The organism is Azospirillum oryzae, assembly GCF_900177515.1.
GTDB lineage: Bacteria > Pseudomonadota > Alphaproteobacteria > Azospirillales > Azospirillaceae > Azospirillum > Azospirillum oryzae_A.
On the sequence record NZ_FXAK01000002.1, the window covers coordinates 367,871 to 382,313 of the forward strand.

The following is a 14,443-nucleotide window of genomic DNA, read 5'->3' on the forward strand; positions in this document are numbered from 1 at the left end:
GGGGATAGAATCTTTAGGCGGTTGGTGGAAAGCGGTCGATACGGAAGGGCTCCAGCGGCATCGGCGTCTCGCCGGTTGTGACAAGCTCGGCCAGCGTCTGGCCGACGCCGGGACCGATCTGGAAGCCGGCACCGGAGAAGCCGAAGGCATGGAACAGGCCGGGGGTGGTGCGGCTGGGGCCGATGACCGGGTTGCGGTCGGGCGTGTAGCCCTCCACCCCGGTCCAGCAGCGGATGACGTGGGCGTGGCGCAGCTGCGGGAACAGCTCCGCCGCGTCGCGCATCAGGGTCAGCACGGCGTCGCGCTGCGGCCGGGCGCGGTCGGCGTCCAGCGCGAAGCCGCGCCCGCCGCCGACCACCACATTGCCGCGCGGCACCTGCCGGCCATAGACTCCGCCACCCTCTACCCCGATGTTGACGTCGAGGAAGCGGGGAAGCGGCTCCGTCACCGCCATGTTGGGGTGGAGCGATTCCAGCGGCACCGGCTCGCCGAAGGCTTCCGCCACCCGCCGGGACCAGGCACCGGCGGTGTTCAACAGGAATCGGGCACGGACTTCCAGGGCATCGCCGCTCAGCAGCACGAAGCGGTCGCCGTCCTTCTCCACCCGGTCGACCGGCGTCTGTTCGCGCACCACGGCCCCCAGCGCCGCGGCGGCACGGGCGAAGGCGGGGGAGACGAGGCGCGGATTGGCGTGGCCGTCCTCCGGGCAGAGCGACCCGCCGAGCGCACGGTCGCCCAGTGCCGGCCAGCGCCGGCGGAACTCCTCGCCCGTGATGATCTCCAGCCCGAGGCCGAAGCCCTGGCTGCGCTCGCGGTAGGCGATCAGCGACTCCAGATCGGTTTCGCTGCGCGCCAGCTTCAGATGGCCGGAACGGATGTACTCGGCATCGGTGCCCAGCAGTTCCGGCAGCCGGCCCCAGATGGCGTGAGCGCGCTGGGACAGCGGCAGCTGCTCCAGCGGGCGGCCCTGCCGGCGCACACCGCCGAAATTGACGCCGCTCGCCTTGGCGCCGCACCAGTCGCGCTCCAGCAAGGTGACGGACAGGCCGGCCTGCCGCAGGAACAGCGCCGCCGATCCGCCGACGATCCCGCCGCCGACGATGGCGGCATCGCACTCGATCCGTTCCCGCATCACGCGACCTCCCGCCGTTCGGCACCGGCGGAGACCGGCAGCGGTTTGATCGGCGGCTGCGCCCGCAGGCGCCCCACCCCGTCAGGGCCGGTGCCGAGGGTGCGGGACAGCAGTTCCGCCGTGGTGGCGCTGCACATGCGGCCCTGGCATCGCCCCATGCCGGCGCGGGTCAGCGCCTTGGCGCGGTTCATCTCGCGCGCTTGGCCGCTGCGGGCGATCTCGCGAACGGCGCCGGCAGTCACGCCTTCGCAGCGGCAGATCATCGTATCGTCGGCGATGGCGTCGGCCCAGTCCGCCGGGAAAGGGAAGGCCGCCGACAGGCTGCGGCGAAAGGCGGCGATGCGGGCGAGCCGGCCGTCCAGTTCCTTCACCCGCTTGCCGTCCACCGGCCGGCCGAGATCCTCCAGCAGGCCCAGCGCCGCGCGCTCCCCCGCCAGTTCCGCCGCATCGGCACCGGAAATGCCGCTGCCGTCGCCGGCCAGATAGACGCCGGGAACCGAGCTGCGCCCTGCCCCGTCCCGCTCCGGCAGCCAAGCGCGGTCAGCCTCGTCGAAGCGGAAGCGGCAGCCGGCAAGGTCGGCCAGTTGGGTCTCCGACCGCAGGCCAAGCCCGAACGCGACGGCGTCGCAACCCGTGCGCCGCTCCTGCCCCCGCGCATCGCGCCAGACCAGCGCCTCGACCCGCTCCGTCCCCTCGGCGCGCACCGGGCGGATGCCGTTGTGGATCGGCACGCCATGGGCGCGCAGCCAGCCGACGAACAACAGCCCCTTCGCCAGCGTCGCCGGATCGCGCAGCATGCCGGTGGTGGCGCGGGCCTGGGCGGCGAAGGGCGTGGTGTCGAACACCCCCGCCACCTCGACCCCGGCCTTCAGATACTGGTAGGCGACCAGATAGAGCAGCGGCCCGGTGCCGAGGAAGGCCACACGCCGGCCGACGGCGCAGCCCTGGAACTTCAGCGCCACCTGCGACCCGCCCAGCGTGAAGACGCCGGGCAGGGTCCAGCCGGGGAAGGGCAGCACGCGGTCGGTGGCGCCGGTCGCCAGGATCATATGGCTGAAGGGCAGAGTTTCGCTGGCGCCGTCGCACAGCAGGTCGAGCGCCCCGTCCTCGCAGTTCCACACCAGCGTGCGCGGCCGGTAGTCGATGCGGTCGCGGATCGCTGCCATTGCGCGGTGGACCGCGTCGGCCTTGCCCGCCTCGAAACCGTACAGGGCCGTCTTCGGCCGGGTGAAGCCGCCGTCAGGAGGCTGTCGGTAGATCTGGCCGCCCCAGCGCGCCGCCTCGTCCACCACCACCGGCCGCAGTCCGGCGGCGACCAGCCGCTCCGCCGCGCGGATGCCGGCCGGGCCGGCGCCGACGATCACGGGAGGGAGAACTTCGCTCACGACGTCCACTCCCCGCCGCTCAGCAGGCGCATGCCGTCGGCGATGAAGGTGCCGCAGGCACGCAGCCGCTCGCCCTCCTCCGTCCGCACCCAACAATCCTGACAGGCGCCCATCATGCAGAAGCCGGCGCGCGGACTGTCGGCGAACTCCGTCCGGCGCAGCCGCTCGCCATTGGTGAGCATGGCGGTCATGACGGTGTCGCCCTCCAGCGCCTCCACCGGGCGCCCGTCGAGGGTAAAGCGGACCACGCGCCGGCCCTGTTCGGCCACACGCTGCAGCAAAGCCATGATGACTGGTCTCCGAGGAGAAAGGACGGCCGGAACGGGAACTCAGTGCTGGCCGACCAGGATGCGGTCCAACCCATAGACGCGGTCGAGCAGAAGAACGGCGACCGCGGTGATGCCGATGATCAGCGCCGACACCGCCGCCATCATCGGATCGATGGATTCGGTGGCGTACATGTACATCCGCACCGGCAGCGTCACCGTGGACGGCGAGGTGATGAAGATGGACATGGTCAGCTCGTCGAAGCTGTTGATGAAGGCGATCAGCCAGCCGCCGGTAACGCCGGGCAGGATCATCGGCAGGGTGACGCGGCGGAACACCGTGGCCTCGCTGGCGCCCAGCGAGAAGGCTGCCTGCTCCACGCTGCGGTCGAAGCCGGAAATCGCGGCGATCAGCAGGCGCATCACATAGGGTGTGACGATCACGATGTGCGCCGCCACCAGCCAGGCGAAGCTGCCCGTCGCACCCACAATGGCGAACAGCCGCAGCATGGCGACGCCCAGCACCAGATGCGGGATGATCAGCGGCGACAGGAACAGCGCGTTCAGGAATCCGCGGCCGGGAAACTCCCAGCGCGTGATGGCGAGCGAGGCCGGCACCGCCAGCACCACCGCCAGCGTCGCCGACAGCACGGCGAGCCACAGGCTGTTCCAGAAGGACTGGACGAAATCCGGATGGTGGAACACCGCGTCGAACCAGCGCAGCGAGAAGCCGTTGGTCGGCAGCGACAGCGTGTTCTCCGGCGTGAAGGCGACGAGGCAGACGATGGCCAGCGGCGCCAGCATGAAGATGACGACCAGCGTATGAAAAATCAGGGCGACGGGTCCGTTGCGGGTCATGGCATCCTCACCCCAGCCGGCGGCGGTAATGGCCTTCCACCAGACGGTGGTAGGTCAGCATGACGATCAGGTTGGCGATCAGCAGCAATGCGGCGACCGCGGCACCCATCGGCCAGTTCAGGTCGCTGAGATACTGATCGTAGACCACCGTCGCGACCATCTTCAGCCGCCGCCCGCCGAGCAGGCCGGGGATGGCGAAGGCGCTTGCGCTGAGGCCGAAGACGATCAGGCTTCCCGACAGGATGCCGGGGAGGATCTGCGGTGCCACCACCCGGACGATCGCCGTGCCGCGCGAGGCGCCGAAGGACAGCGCCGCCTGCTCCACCGCCGGATCAAGCTTCTGCAGCGAGGTCCAGACCGGGATGACCATGAAGGGCAGCATGACGTGGACCAGCGCCACGATCACCGTGCCTTCGGTGTAGAGCAGCCGCATGCGGCCGATGCCGAACGCCATCAGCGCGGCGTTCACCGGCCCCTCCGGCCCCAGCAGCATGCTCCAGCCGAAGGCGCGCACGACGACGGAGACCAGCAGCGGCGCCAGGATCACCAGCAGGAAGATCGACCGCCAGGGATTGCTCATCCGGCTGAGGATGTAGGCCTCCGGCACGCCGATCACCACGCAGATGACGGTCGCCAGCGCCGAAATCCGGAAGGTGCGAAGGAAGATTTCCAGATAATACTCGTCGGTCAGGACCGACAGGTAATGCTCCAGCGTGAAGCCGCCGGTGCGCCCGGTCGCATAGTCGAACTGGTTGAAGGACAAGAGCGCCGTCAGGAACAGCGGGATCAGCACCAGTGCTGCGAACAGCAGGACCGCCGGGGCCGACAGGAACAGCGGCGCGGTGGGAAAGCGGCGTTCCGGCGTCTCGTCGCCGGACGCCGCGGGCGCCGCTTCGGGAACGGTGGCGCTCATCCCGTCACCTCGAGCGCCACATCCGGCGCCTCCGCCATGGCACCGCGATGGACGCGCACGACCGACGGCGACCATTCCAGCCCGACCGTCGCGCCCTGCTCCGCCGGGGTGGAGCCGTCATTCGGCGTCACCACCATCAGCGTGCCGAGCGGCCCGTCGATGTGATAGAGCCACTGGCTGCCCAGGAAGAAGCGGTCGGCGACACGGCCGGTCAGCAGCCCGTTCGTCGGGACGGTCAGGTGCAACTTCTCCGGCCGGATGCACAGCGTCACCGTCTCGCCCACCGACAGGCCGGCGGCCTCCACCGGCACGGCGATGCCGGCCAGCGACACCGTGGCGCCGGCACCGGTGGCCGTGGTCACCTTGCCCGGCAGCAGGTTGGTCTTGCCGACGAAGCGGGAGATGAACTCCGTCTCCGGATGCTCGTAGATGCGGTAGGGCTGGTCGATCTGGGTGATGCGCCCGGCCTCCATCACCACGACGCGGTCGCTGATCGAGAAAGCTTCCGCCTGATCGTGGGTGACCATCACGGTGGTGGTGCCGACCTTGCGCTGAATCTCGCGCAGTTCGAACTGCATCGCCTCGCGCAGCTTGGCATCCAGGTTCGACAGCGGCTCGTCCAGCAGCAGCACCGGTGGGCGGATGACCAGCGCGCGTGCCAGGGCCACGCGCTGGCGCTGGCCGCCGGACAGTTCGCGCGGATAGCGCTTGGCGTAGGGCGAGAGGTGGACCAGCGACAGCGCCTCTTCCACCCGCGGCTTGCGCTCGCCCTTGGGCACGCGCTGCATTTCCAGCCCGAAGCTGACATTGTCGAACACGGTCATGTGCGGGAACAGCGCGTAGCTCTGGAACACGATGCCCAGCCCGCGGCTGTTCGCCTTGGCCCGCGTGATGTCGCGGCCGTCCAGACGGATCGTGCCGGCCGACGGCTCGACGAAACCGGCGATCATCTGCAGGGTCGTGGTCTTGCCGCAGCCCGAGGGGCCGAGCAGAGAGACGAACTCCCCCTTTTCCACCGACAGCGAGACATCGCCCACCGCGGTCAGCGGGCCGTAACGCTTGGTGATGTTTTTCAATTCGAGGAACGACACGGGGGAATTCTCCCTCTTGCGACAATTGGCCCCGGTCTCCGGGCCTCACCTGTTGCCCCGATGGTTCCGCTGCGCCCCCGGTCGCGTCAATCCGGTTTTTCCATAGACAGAAAAGATTTTGCAAAAGCTTCCGATATACGGAATAGATGGGGCAGCAAACATCACCGACTTTCAGGCCGAGGCTGAAAATGAGCGCCGACACCCGCAGCAAGGGGAACGAGAACGCCGGGGCCGACGAGGCGGGCGGTAAGTCCAGCCTGCAGCGGGGGCTGGCGATCCTGCGCCTGCTCGCCTCCTCCAATGAAACGGGGGCGCGACTGACCGACATCTCGCGCGCCCTCGACCTCACCCCGCCGACCGTCCACCGTCTGCTGAAGATCCTGGTGGAAGAGGGGATGGCGGAGGCCGACAAGGCGACCAAGCGCTACCGACTGGGCATCGACCTGTTCGGTCTGGCGGCCCAGGCCGGCAACCCGAACAACCTGCGCGACATCTGCCGGCCGATCCTGCTGCGCCTGTCGGCGACCCTGCGCGACACCATCTTCCTGCTGGTGCGTAGCGGCTTCGACGCGGTGTGCCTCGACCGCAGCGAGGGGCCCTTCCCCATCCGCTCCTTCACCGGCGACATCGGCGGCCGGGTGACTCTGGGCGTCGGCCAGGGCAGCCTCGCCATCATGGCCTTCCTGCACGAGGAGGAGCGGGAGGAGGTGATCCGCTTCAACCTGCCGCGCATGCAGGGCGTGGGCATCATCGACGAGGTGTATCTGCGCACGGAGATCGCGCGGGTGCGTGATCTCGGCTATGCCAGCCGCTCCACCGGACTGCTGCCGGGCATGTCGGGCGTGGCGGTGCCGGTGCTTGACCGCGACGGCCATGCGGTGGCCGCGCTCAGCGTCGGCACGATCAGCGAGCGGCTGAACGAGGAACGGCTGCCGGTGGTGGTCGACATCCTGAAGCGCGAATCCGCCGCCATCAGCCGCCAGTTGAACCCCTTCGACCCCGTCCTCCGCCGACCGGCGGCGATCCTGGGAGGCGGCCCGGCGTGAGGGGCGTGAAGAAGGGCGACCTGCCGGCCAAGACCTGCCCCGTCTGCAGCCGTCCGTTCACATGGCGCAAGAAGTGGGAGCGGGTGTGGGACGAGGTGAAATACTGCTCCGACCGCTGCCGTGCCGATGCCAGAAAGCACGGTCAGGCATCGGAAGGCGGCACGCCGCGATCCTGACCGGATCGCCAAGAAGAGTTGCCCCTTTTTCAATCACATGCCAGCATTCTGACCGGCAGGGTGACAGCGTCCGCAAGGCGGGTGGCGGTTCCGGCCGATGGCATTTCCGTTGCACATGCATGCGCGGCACGCACGGGTCCATGGAATTGGGGAAGCATTCCCGGGTATTCAGGTTCCGGCGGGTCGACCGCTCTGCTGCCAATGACTGCAGCCAACGATACTCAGCGACGAAGGGGACTCACGATGTCGGTTCGGGGGACGGGGGATCGGGCGATGACGGGTTCGGGAATGACGCGCCGCGCGGTGCTGTGCGGCGTGGCCGCGGTCGCATTCGCGGCGGCTGCCGGCGGCTCCCTGCCGGCATATGCGCAGAGCAAGCTGAAGGTCGCCGGCATCTACACCGTGCCGATCGAGCAGCAGTGGGTCAGCCGCATCCATGTCGCGCTGAAGGCCGCCGCCGACCGTGGCGACATCGAGTATGTCTGGGCCGAGTCGGTCGCCAACACCGACTATGAGCGCGTGATGCGCCAGTATGCCGAAGCCGGCCAGCAGCTGGTTTTCGGCGAGGTGTTCGGGGTGGAGCGCGCCGCCCGCGCCGTCGCCAAGGACTATCCGAAGACCGCCTTCGTCATGGGCTCCAGCTTCAAGCCGCAGGAGCCGAACTTCTCGGTCTTCGACAACTACATCCAGGAGCCGGCCTATCTCAGCGGCATGGTCGCCGGCGGCATGACCAAGTCGAACATCATCGGCATGGTCGGCGGCTACCCGATCCCCGAGGTGAACCGCCTGATGAACGCCTTCATGGAAGGCGCCAAGGAGGTCAACCCGCAGGTCAAGTTCTCGGTCAGCTTCATCGGCTCCTGGTTCGACCCACCCAAGGCCAAGGAAGCCGCCTTCGCCATGATCGACCGCGGCGCCGACGTGATGTATGCCGAGCGCTTCGGCGTGTCCGACGCCGCCAAGGAGCGCAAGGTGCTCGCCATCGGCAACGTCATCGACACCCAGCCGCAATATCCCGACACCGTCGTCGCCAGCGCCCTGTGGCACATGGAACCGTCGGTGGAGCGCGCCATCGCCGCGGTGAAGGCCGGCACCTACAAGGCCGAGGATTACGGCCCCTACAGCATGATGGCGCACAAGGGCTCCAGCCTGGCGCCGCTCGGCACCTTCGAGTCGAAGGTTCCCGATGCCATCAAGGCGAAGGTGAAGGAGCGCGAGCAGCAGATCCGCGACGGCAAGTTCACCGTGAAGGTCAACGACGCCGAGCCGAAGTCGACGATGTGACGCCCGGCGCATCTCCAATGTCATCACCCGTGAAAGGCGGGCCGGAGGTCGTCCTCCGGCTCGCCGGCATCTCCAAGCGGTTCGGCCCGCTGCTCGCCAACGACGACATTTCGCTGACGCTGCGCGCCGGCGAAGTGCTGGCCCTGCTGGGTGAGAATGGCGCCGGCAAGACCACCTTGATGAACATCCTCTTCGGCCATTACGTCGCCGACGAGGGGACCATCGAGGCGTTCGGCCGCCCGCTGCCGCCCGGTTCGCCCCGCGCGGCGCTGGAGGCCGGCATCGGCATGGTCCACCAGCATTTCACCCTGGCGGACAACCTGTCGGTGCTGGACAACATCGCGGTCGGGACCGAATCGCTGTGGCGCTGGCGCTCCGACCGGGGTGCCGCCCGCCGCCGGCTGCTCGACCTCTCCCAGCGCTTCGGGCTGGAGGTGCGGCCGGACGCGCTGGTCGGCGACCTGTCGGTCGGCGAGCGCCAGCGGGTCGAGATCCTCAAGGCTCTCTACCGCGACGCCCGCATCCTGATCCTGGACGAGCCGACCGCGGTGCTGACCCCGCAGGAATCGGCCGGGCTGTTCGACACGCTGCGCAAGCTGACCGCCGACGGCCTCGCCGTCGTCTTCATCAGCCACAAGATGAACGAGGTCTTCGCCGCCAGCGACACCGTCGCCGTTCTGCGCGCCGGCAAGCTGGTCGCCACCCACGCCACCGCCTCCACCGACCGCGCCAGACTGGCCGAGCTGATGGTCGGCCGCAGCGTCAAGCCGCCGGCCCCCACCCCGCTCAGCCCCGGCGAGCCGGTGCTGGAACTGGCGGGCGTCACCGTCGCCTCCGGCCATGGCCGTCCGCTGCTGGACGGGGTCGACCTGACGGTGCGGCGCCATCAGGTGGTCGGCATCGCCGGCGTGTCCGGCAACGGTCAGACCGCGCTGGCCGAGCTGGTCAGCGGCCTGATCCGCCCCGAGTCCGGCCGGCTGTCCTTGAAGGGCAGCGTGGTCGAGCATGGCGACCCGGCCGATATGGTCCGGCGCGGCGTCGCCCGCATCCCGGAGGACCGCCACAGCGCCGGTCTGGTCGGCGCCATGGCGGTGTGGGAGAACCTGATCGCCGAGCGCTATCACGATGCCGCCTTCTCCCGCTTCGGCGTGCTGCGGCGAGGGGCCGCACGGACTTACGCCCGCAAGGTGATCGAGGAGTTCGACGTCCGCTGCCCCGGCCCGGATGCCCGGACACAGCTGCTGTCGGGCGGCAACATGCAGAAGCTGATCCTGGGCCGCACTCTGGCCCATGGGCCGGACCTGATCCTGGCGAGCCAGCCGACGCGCGGGCTCGACATCGGCGCGGTGTCCTATGTGCACAGCCGGCTGCTCGACGCCCGCGCCGCCGGGGCCGGCGTGCTGCTGATCTCCGAGGATCTGGACGAAATCCTGGCGCTGGCCGACTGCGTGACCGTCGCCTATCACGGGCGCCTCACCCCGCTGCTGCCGCATGACCGGGTTTCGGTCAGCCAACTCGGCCTGCTGATGGCCGGGCATTGGGACATCCTGCGCGACATCCTGCCGGAGACTGTTCATGCGGCTTGAACCGCGCACCGATACCCCGCTCGCCCTGCGGCTGCTGGCGCCGGTGGGTGCCGTGGTCGCGGCGCTGGCGCTCTGCGCCCTGCTGGTCGCCTGGACCGGCGCCCCGGTGCTGCGCGCCTATGGCCTGCTGTTCGAAGGGGCCGTCGGCTCCCGCTTCGCCCTGACCGAGACGCTGACCCGCGCCACCCCGCTGATCCTGACCGGCCTCGCCGCCGCCGTCGCCTTCCGCGCCAAGCTGTGGAACATCGGGGCGGAGGGGCAGCTCTATATGGGTGCGCTGGCCGCCGTGGTGGTGGGCGGCGGCATGCTCGACCTGCCGGCCTGGGCGCTGATCCCGGTGGTGATGATCGCCGGCATGGCGGCCGGCGGCGTCACGCTGCTCGGCCCCGCAGTCCTCAAGGTCCGCTTCGGCGTCGACGAGGTGGTGACCACCCTGCTGCTGAACTTCGTCGTGCTGCTGCTGGTGTCGATGCTGCTGGAAGGGGCCTTGAAGGACCCCATGGGCATGGGCTGGCCGCAGTCGGCGCCGGTCGTCGAGGCGGCGGAACTGCCCAAGCTGGTGGAGCGCACCCGTTTGCATGGCGGGTTCGCCATCGCGCTCGGCCTGTCGGTCCTGCTGTGGCTGGTCGATACCCGCACCATCTGGGGCTACGAGAACCGCGCGGTCGGTGCCAACCCGCGCGCCGCCGCCTTCGCCGGCATGCCGGTGACGCGGATCATGCTGCGTACCGCGCTGCTGTCCGGCGGCCTCGCTGGGCTGGCGGGGGCGGCGGAGGTCTGCGGGCTGAAGGGCTACCTGACGCTCGACCTGTCGCCCGGCTTCGGCTACAGCGGCATCGTCGCCGCGATGCTGGCGCAGCTGCATCCCATCGGGGTGGTGGGGGCCGCGCTGTTCATCGCCGGCATCTTCGTCGGCGCCGATGCCATGAGCCGGGCCATGCCGGTTCCCAACTACATCGCCGACGTTCTGGTCGCCGCCAGCCTCTTGTGCATGCTGGTCGCCGGGCTGCTGGCGCGCTACCGGCTGCGGCGGGGGTAAGGGGCCATGGATTTCCTGTCGATCATCCTCGACATCCTACTGTCGGCCGCCTTCTGGACCGCGGTGCTGCGCATCGCCACCCCCTATGTGCTGGGAACGCTGGGCGAACTGGTGTGCGAGCGGGCCGGCGTGCTGAACCTCGGCATCGAAGGCATCATGACGCTGGGCGCCATGGCCGGCTGGATGGCGGTCTACCAGGGGGCCGATCTGTGGACCGGCGTGCTGGTCGCGGCTGCCTGCGGCGCGCTGCTCGGCCTGCTGCACGCAGCGCTGACCGTGCCGCTCGGACTATCTCAGCATGTGACGGGCATCGGTGTGACCCTGCTCGGCACCAGCCTGTCCTATTTCGTCTACCGCCTCGTCCTGCCGCAGGCCAGCACCCCGCCGACCATCGAACCGTTCCAGCCGCTGGCCCTGCCCGGCGCCCTGGCTCAGACGCCGCTGACCTACCTCGCCTTCCTCCTCGTCGCGGTGGTCGCCTACGTCCTTTACCGCACGCCGGTCGGGCTGGCGGTGCGGATGGTCGGCGAGAATCCGGCGGCGGCCGAGGCCCAGGGGCTGAACGTCACGGCCATCCGCATCGGCGCCGTGGTGGCGGGCAGCGCGCTGATGGCGCTGGCCGGCGCCTTCCTGACGCTGTCGGCCTTCAACGCCTTCTTCTTCAACATGGTCAACGGGCGCGGCTGGATCTGCATCGCGCTGGTGGTCTTCGCCTCCTGGCGGCCGGGCAAGGCTCTGCTGGGCGCCCTGCTTTTCGCCGTGTTCGACGCGCTGCAGCTTCGGTTGCAGCAGGCCAGCGGCGGCGTCCTGCCCTACCAGCTGTTCCTGATGATGCCCTATCTGTTGAGCATCCTGGCGCTGGTTCTGGTGGCCCGCCGGGCCTCCTACCCGCGCGCCCTGATGATTCCGTACCGCAAAGGAGAACGCTGATGTTCGACCTGATCCTGCGCCGCGCCACCCTGCCGGATGGCCGCAGCGGCATCGACATCGGCATCAAGGACGGCCGCATCGCCGCGGTCGAAGCCGATCTGGGCGGCGAGGCCCCCTCCGAAATCGACGCCACCGGCCGGCTGGTCACGCCGCCCTTCGTCGATTCCCATTTCCACATGGACAGCACGCTGAGCTACGGCCTGCCGCGTGTGAACCAGAGCGGCACGCTGCTGGAGGGCATCGCCCTGTGGGGCGAACTGAAGCCGCAGCTGGTGCAGGACGCCATCGTCGAGCGGGCGCTCGCCTACTGCGACTGGGCGGTCGGGCGCGGCCTGCTGGCGGTGCGCAGCCATGTCGACGTCTGCGACCCGCGCCTGCTGGCGGTGGAAGCCCTGCTGGACGTCAAGAAGCGCGTCGCCCCGTACCTCGACCTGCAACTGGTCGCCTTCCCCCAGGACGGCGTTCTCCGCTCAGCCGGCACGGAGGAGCTGCTGCGGCGGGCGCTGGACATGGGCGTCGATGTTGTCGGCGGCATCCCGCATTTCGAGCGGACCATGGCCGACGGCGCCGCTTCGGTCCGCCTGCTCTGCGAGATCGCGGCGGAACGCGGGCTGCTGGTCGACATGCATTGCGACGAGACCGACGATCCGCTGTCCCGCCATGTCGAGACCTTGGCCTACGAGACGCAGCGGCTGGGGCTGCACGGCCGGGTGACGGGATCGCACCTGACCTCCATGCATTCCATGGACAATTACTATGTCTCCAAGCTGATCCCGCTGATGGCGGAGGCGCGGCTGGGGGTGATCGCCAACCCGCTGATCAACATCGTCCTCCAGGGCCGCCACGACACCTATCCCAAGCGCCGCGGCATGACCCGCGTGCCGGAACTGATGGCCGCCGGACTGACCGTCGCCTTCGGCCATGACTGCGTGATGGACCCCTGGTATCCGCTGGGCTCCGGCGACATGCTGGAGGTGGCGCATATGGGGCTGCATGTCGGCCAGATGACCGGTCAGGACGGCATCAAGGCCGCCTTCGACGCGGTGACGGTCAACCCGGCCCGCCTGCTGCATCTGGACGGCTACGGGCTGGAGCCCGGCTGCAACGCCGATCTGGTGGTTCTGCAAGCCGGCGGCCCGGTGGAGGCGATCCGCACCCGTGCCGCCCGCCTGTTCGTCCTGCGCCGCGGCCGGATCGTCAGCCGCTGCGAGCCGGTGCAGGCCAAGCTCGACCTGCCCGGCCGGCCGGAAACGGTCGATTTTCTGTTGAACCGGGGGTAGTTCTCGAGCAGGGCCGATCCGGAAGGAGCCAAGCTATGAACTCGCGATACGATCCTGAAGCCGACGCGCTGTTCGTGCGCTTTTCGGAGCGTACTATCATCGGTTCCCAGGAGGTTGCCCCCGGCATCATTCTGGACTTTGACGATCAGAACCGGATTGTCGCTCTCGAAGTGCTGAACGCAAGAGAGAAGATGGCGGCCGGCGCCATCCCAATCGCCGGGCTAGATCCCCTCTCCCCCCAGGGAGAGGGTTAGGGTGAGGGGGAGGCGCGCGGATGATTCTTGGGATCACCACGCGGTGCATCCCCCTCACCCCGCCCCTCTCCCCGGGGGGAGAGGGAAGTTTTCCCAAGCCGAGAAGCCCCTTACCCCTTCAAAAAGTCCCGCAGTGCGTCGGCCACCGCGCGCATTTCCTGCTCGGTGCCGATGGTGACGCGCAGGCAGCTCGGCAGACCATAAGACGGCATTTGGCGGACCAGGATGCCGCGGGCCTTCAGGAACTGGCGGGCGGCCTCGGCGTCGTCCTTGCCGGCGGGCTGGCCCTTGAAATCGACCAGCACGAAGTTGGTGACGCTGGGGTGAACCGTCAGGCCCAGTTCCCGCACGGCGGCGGAGAACCACTCGCGCCACTGCTCATTGTGGCGGCGGGAGCGGTCGAGGAACTCGGCATCCTCCACCGCGGCGATGCCGGCGACATGGGCGGCGGTCGACACGTTGAAGGGACCGCGCACCCGGTTCAGCACGTCGACGATCCCGGCCGGGCCATAGCACCAGCCAATGCGGAGCGAGCCCAGCGCGAAGATCTTCGAGAAGGTGCGGGTCATCACCACGTTGGGGAACTTCTCCACCAGTTCCTCGCCGGCGGTGTAGTCGTCCTTGTTCATGTATTCGGCATAGGCCGCGTCGATGACCAGGATGACGTCCGAGGGCAGGCCGGCATGCAGCCGCGCCACTTCCGACGCCGGCAGGTAGGTGCCGGTCGGGTTGTTCGGGTTGGCGAGGAAGACCAGACGGGTGCGCGGGGTGACGCGGGCCAGCAGATTGTCGACACTGGCGGTCAGCCCGTCCTCCGCCGCCGTCACCGGGGTGGCGCCGACCGACTTGGCGCCGATCGGGTACATCAGGAAACCGTACTGCGAATACAGCACCTCGTCGCCCGGCCCGGCATAGGAGCGGATCAGCAGGCTGATGATCTCGTCCGACCCGGCGCCGCAGACGATGCGGTCGGCGTCCAGGTTGAAGCGCTTGGCAATGGCGCCGCGGAGCGCCGCGGAGGCGCCGTCCGGGTAGCGGTGCAGGGTACCAGCCGCCGCCGCATAGGCTTCCATCGCCTTCGGGCTCGGCCCCAGCGCCCCTTCGTTGGAGGCGAGGCGGATATGACCCTGATGCTCGCCGCCGACATAGGCGGCGATGTCGAGAATCCCCGGACGCGGCTGCGGGCCGTTCGGCTGGGTCATG

The 14,443-nt window shown here is 69.2% G+C and carries 15 protein-coding genes; 8 read left to right on the forward strand and 7 right to left on the reverse strand.

What is annotated here, in order from left to right; translation table 11 throughout:
• Positions 1-13: 13 nt before the first annotated feature.
• The 6 genes from B9N97_RS04715 to B9N97_RS04740 are packed head-to-tail and all read right to left on the reverse strand — an operon-like array spanning position 14 to position 5,645.
• Positions 14-1,132 (reverse strand): NAD(P)/FAD-dependent oxidoreductase, encoded by a 1,119-nt coding sequence (locus B9N97_RS04715; protein ID WP_085083856.1) that lies wholly within the window; start codon positions 1,130-1,132, stop codon positions 14-16.
• Positions 1,132-2,517 (reverse strand): FAD/NAD(P)-dependent oxidoreductase, encoded by a 1,386-nt coding sequence (locus B9N97_RS04720; protein ID WP_085084681.1) that lies wholly within the window; start codon positions 2,515-2,517, stop codon positions 1,132-1,134. The genes B9N97_RS04715 and B9N97_RS04720 overlap by 1 nt, the downstream gene beginning before the upstream one ends.
• Positions 2,514-2,804 (reverse strand): (2Fe-2S)-binding protein, encoded by a 291-nt coding sequence (locus tag B9N97_RS04725; protein ID WP_085083858.1) that lies wholly within the window; start codon positions 2,802-2,804, stop codon positions 2,514-2,516. Before B9N97_RS04725 ends, B9N97_RS04720 begins: the two co-directional genes overlap by 4 nt.
• A gap of 42 nt (positions 2,805-2,846) precedes the next feature.
• Positions 2,847-3,641, reverse strand: coding sequence for an ABC transporter permease (locus tag B9N97_RS04730; protein ID WP_085083860.1), 795 nt, complete (start codon positions 3,639-3,641; stop codon positions 2,847-2,849).
• 7 nt (positions 3,642-3,648) lie between these two features.
• A complete protein-coding gene (locus B9N97_RS04735) occupies positions 3,649-4,554 on the reverse strand; it encodes an ABC transporter permease (protein WP_085083862.1) in 906 nt (301 codons plus the stop codon).
• Positions 4,551-5,645, reverse strand: coding sequence for an ABC transporter ATP-binding protein (locus B9N97_RS04740; RefSeq protein ID WP_085083864.1), 1,095 nt, complete (start codon positions 5,643-5,645; stop codon positions 4,551-4,553). Before B9N97_RS04740 ends, B9N97_RS04735 begins: the two co-directional genes overlap by 4 nt.
• A gap of 188 nt (positions 5,646-5,833) precedes the next feature.
• Between B9N97_RS04740 and B9N97_RS04745 the strand changes: the two genes are divergently transcribed.
• The 8 genes from B9N97_RS04745 (at position 5,834) to B9N97_RS04780 (ending at position 13,240) form a co-directional block, all read left to right on the forward strand.
• Positions 5,834-6,691: an IclR family transcriptional regulator gene (locus tag B9N97_RS04745; protein ID WP_143266355.1), complete on the forward strand. Its 858-nt coding sequence runs from the start codon at positions 5,834-5,836 to the stop codon at positions 6,689-6,691.
• Positions 6,688-6,867 (forward strand): DUF2256 domain-containing protein, encoded by a 180-nt coding sequence (locus tag B9N97_RS04750; RefSeq protein WP_085083866.1) that lies wholly within the window; start codon positions 6,688-6,690, stop codon positions 6,865-6,867. Before B9N97_RS04745 ends, B9N97_RS04750 begins: the two co-directional genes overlap by 4 nt.
• 273 nt (positions 6,868-7,140) lie before the next feature.
• Positions 7,141-8,151, forward strand: a complete 1,011-nt coding sequence (locus B9N97_RS04755) for a BMP family protein (protein ID WP_085083869.1) — start codon at positions 7,141-7,143, stop codon at positions 8,149-8,151.
• 17 nt (positions 8,152-8,168) lie between these two features.
• Complete coding sequence (locus B9N97_RS04760; protein WP_085083871.1) at positions 8,169-9,737, forward strand: ABC transporter ATP-binding protein; 1,569 nt, start codon at positions 8,169-8,171, stop codon at positions 9,735-9,737.
• The gene (locus tag B9N97_RS04765) at positions 9,727-10,776 is read left to right on the forward strand and encodes an ABC transporter permease (protein ID WP_085083873.1); all 1,050 of its coding nucleotides are present in this window, start codon (positions 9,727-9,729) and stop codon (positions 10,774-10,776) included. Before B9N97_RS04760 ends, B9N97_RS04765 begins: the two co-directional genes overlap by 11 nt.
• 6 nt (positions 10,777-10,782) lie before the next feature.
• Positions 10,783-11,706: an ABC transporter permease gene (locus B9N97_RS04770; protein ID WP_085083875.1), complete on the forward strand. Its 924-nt coding sequence runs from the start codon at positions 10,783-10,785 to the stop codon at positions 11,704-11,706.
• The gene (locus tag B9N97_RS04775; protein WP_085083877.1) at positions 11,706-12,986 is read left to right on the forward strand and encodes an amidohydrolase family protein; all 1,281 of its coding nucleotides are present in this window, start codon (positions 11,706-11,708) and stop codon (positions 12,984-12,986) included. The genes B9N97_RS04770 and B9N97_RS04775 overlap by 1 nt, the downstream gene beginning before the upstream one ends.
• Positions 12,987-13,021: 35 nt before the next feature.
• Positions 13,022-13,240 (forward strand): DUF2283 domain-containing protein, encoded by a 219-nt coding sequence (locus B9N97_RS04780; RefSeq protein ID WP_085083879.1) that lies wholly within the window; start codon positions 13,022-13,024, stop codon positions 13,238-13,240.
• 110 nt (positions 13,241-13,350) lie between these two features.
• On the opposite strand, the gene hisC is transcribed toward B9N97_RS04780, so the two are convergent.
• Complete coding sequence (gene hisC, locus B9N97_RS04785) at positions 13,351-14,442, reverse strand: histidinol-phosphate transaminase (protein ID WP_085083881.1); 1,092 nt, start codon at positions 14,440-14,442, stop codon at positions 13,351-13,353.
• Position 14,443 lies beyond the last annotated feature (1 nt).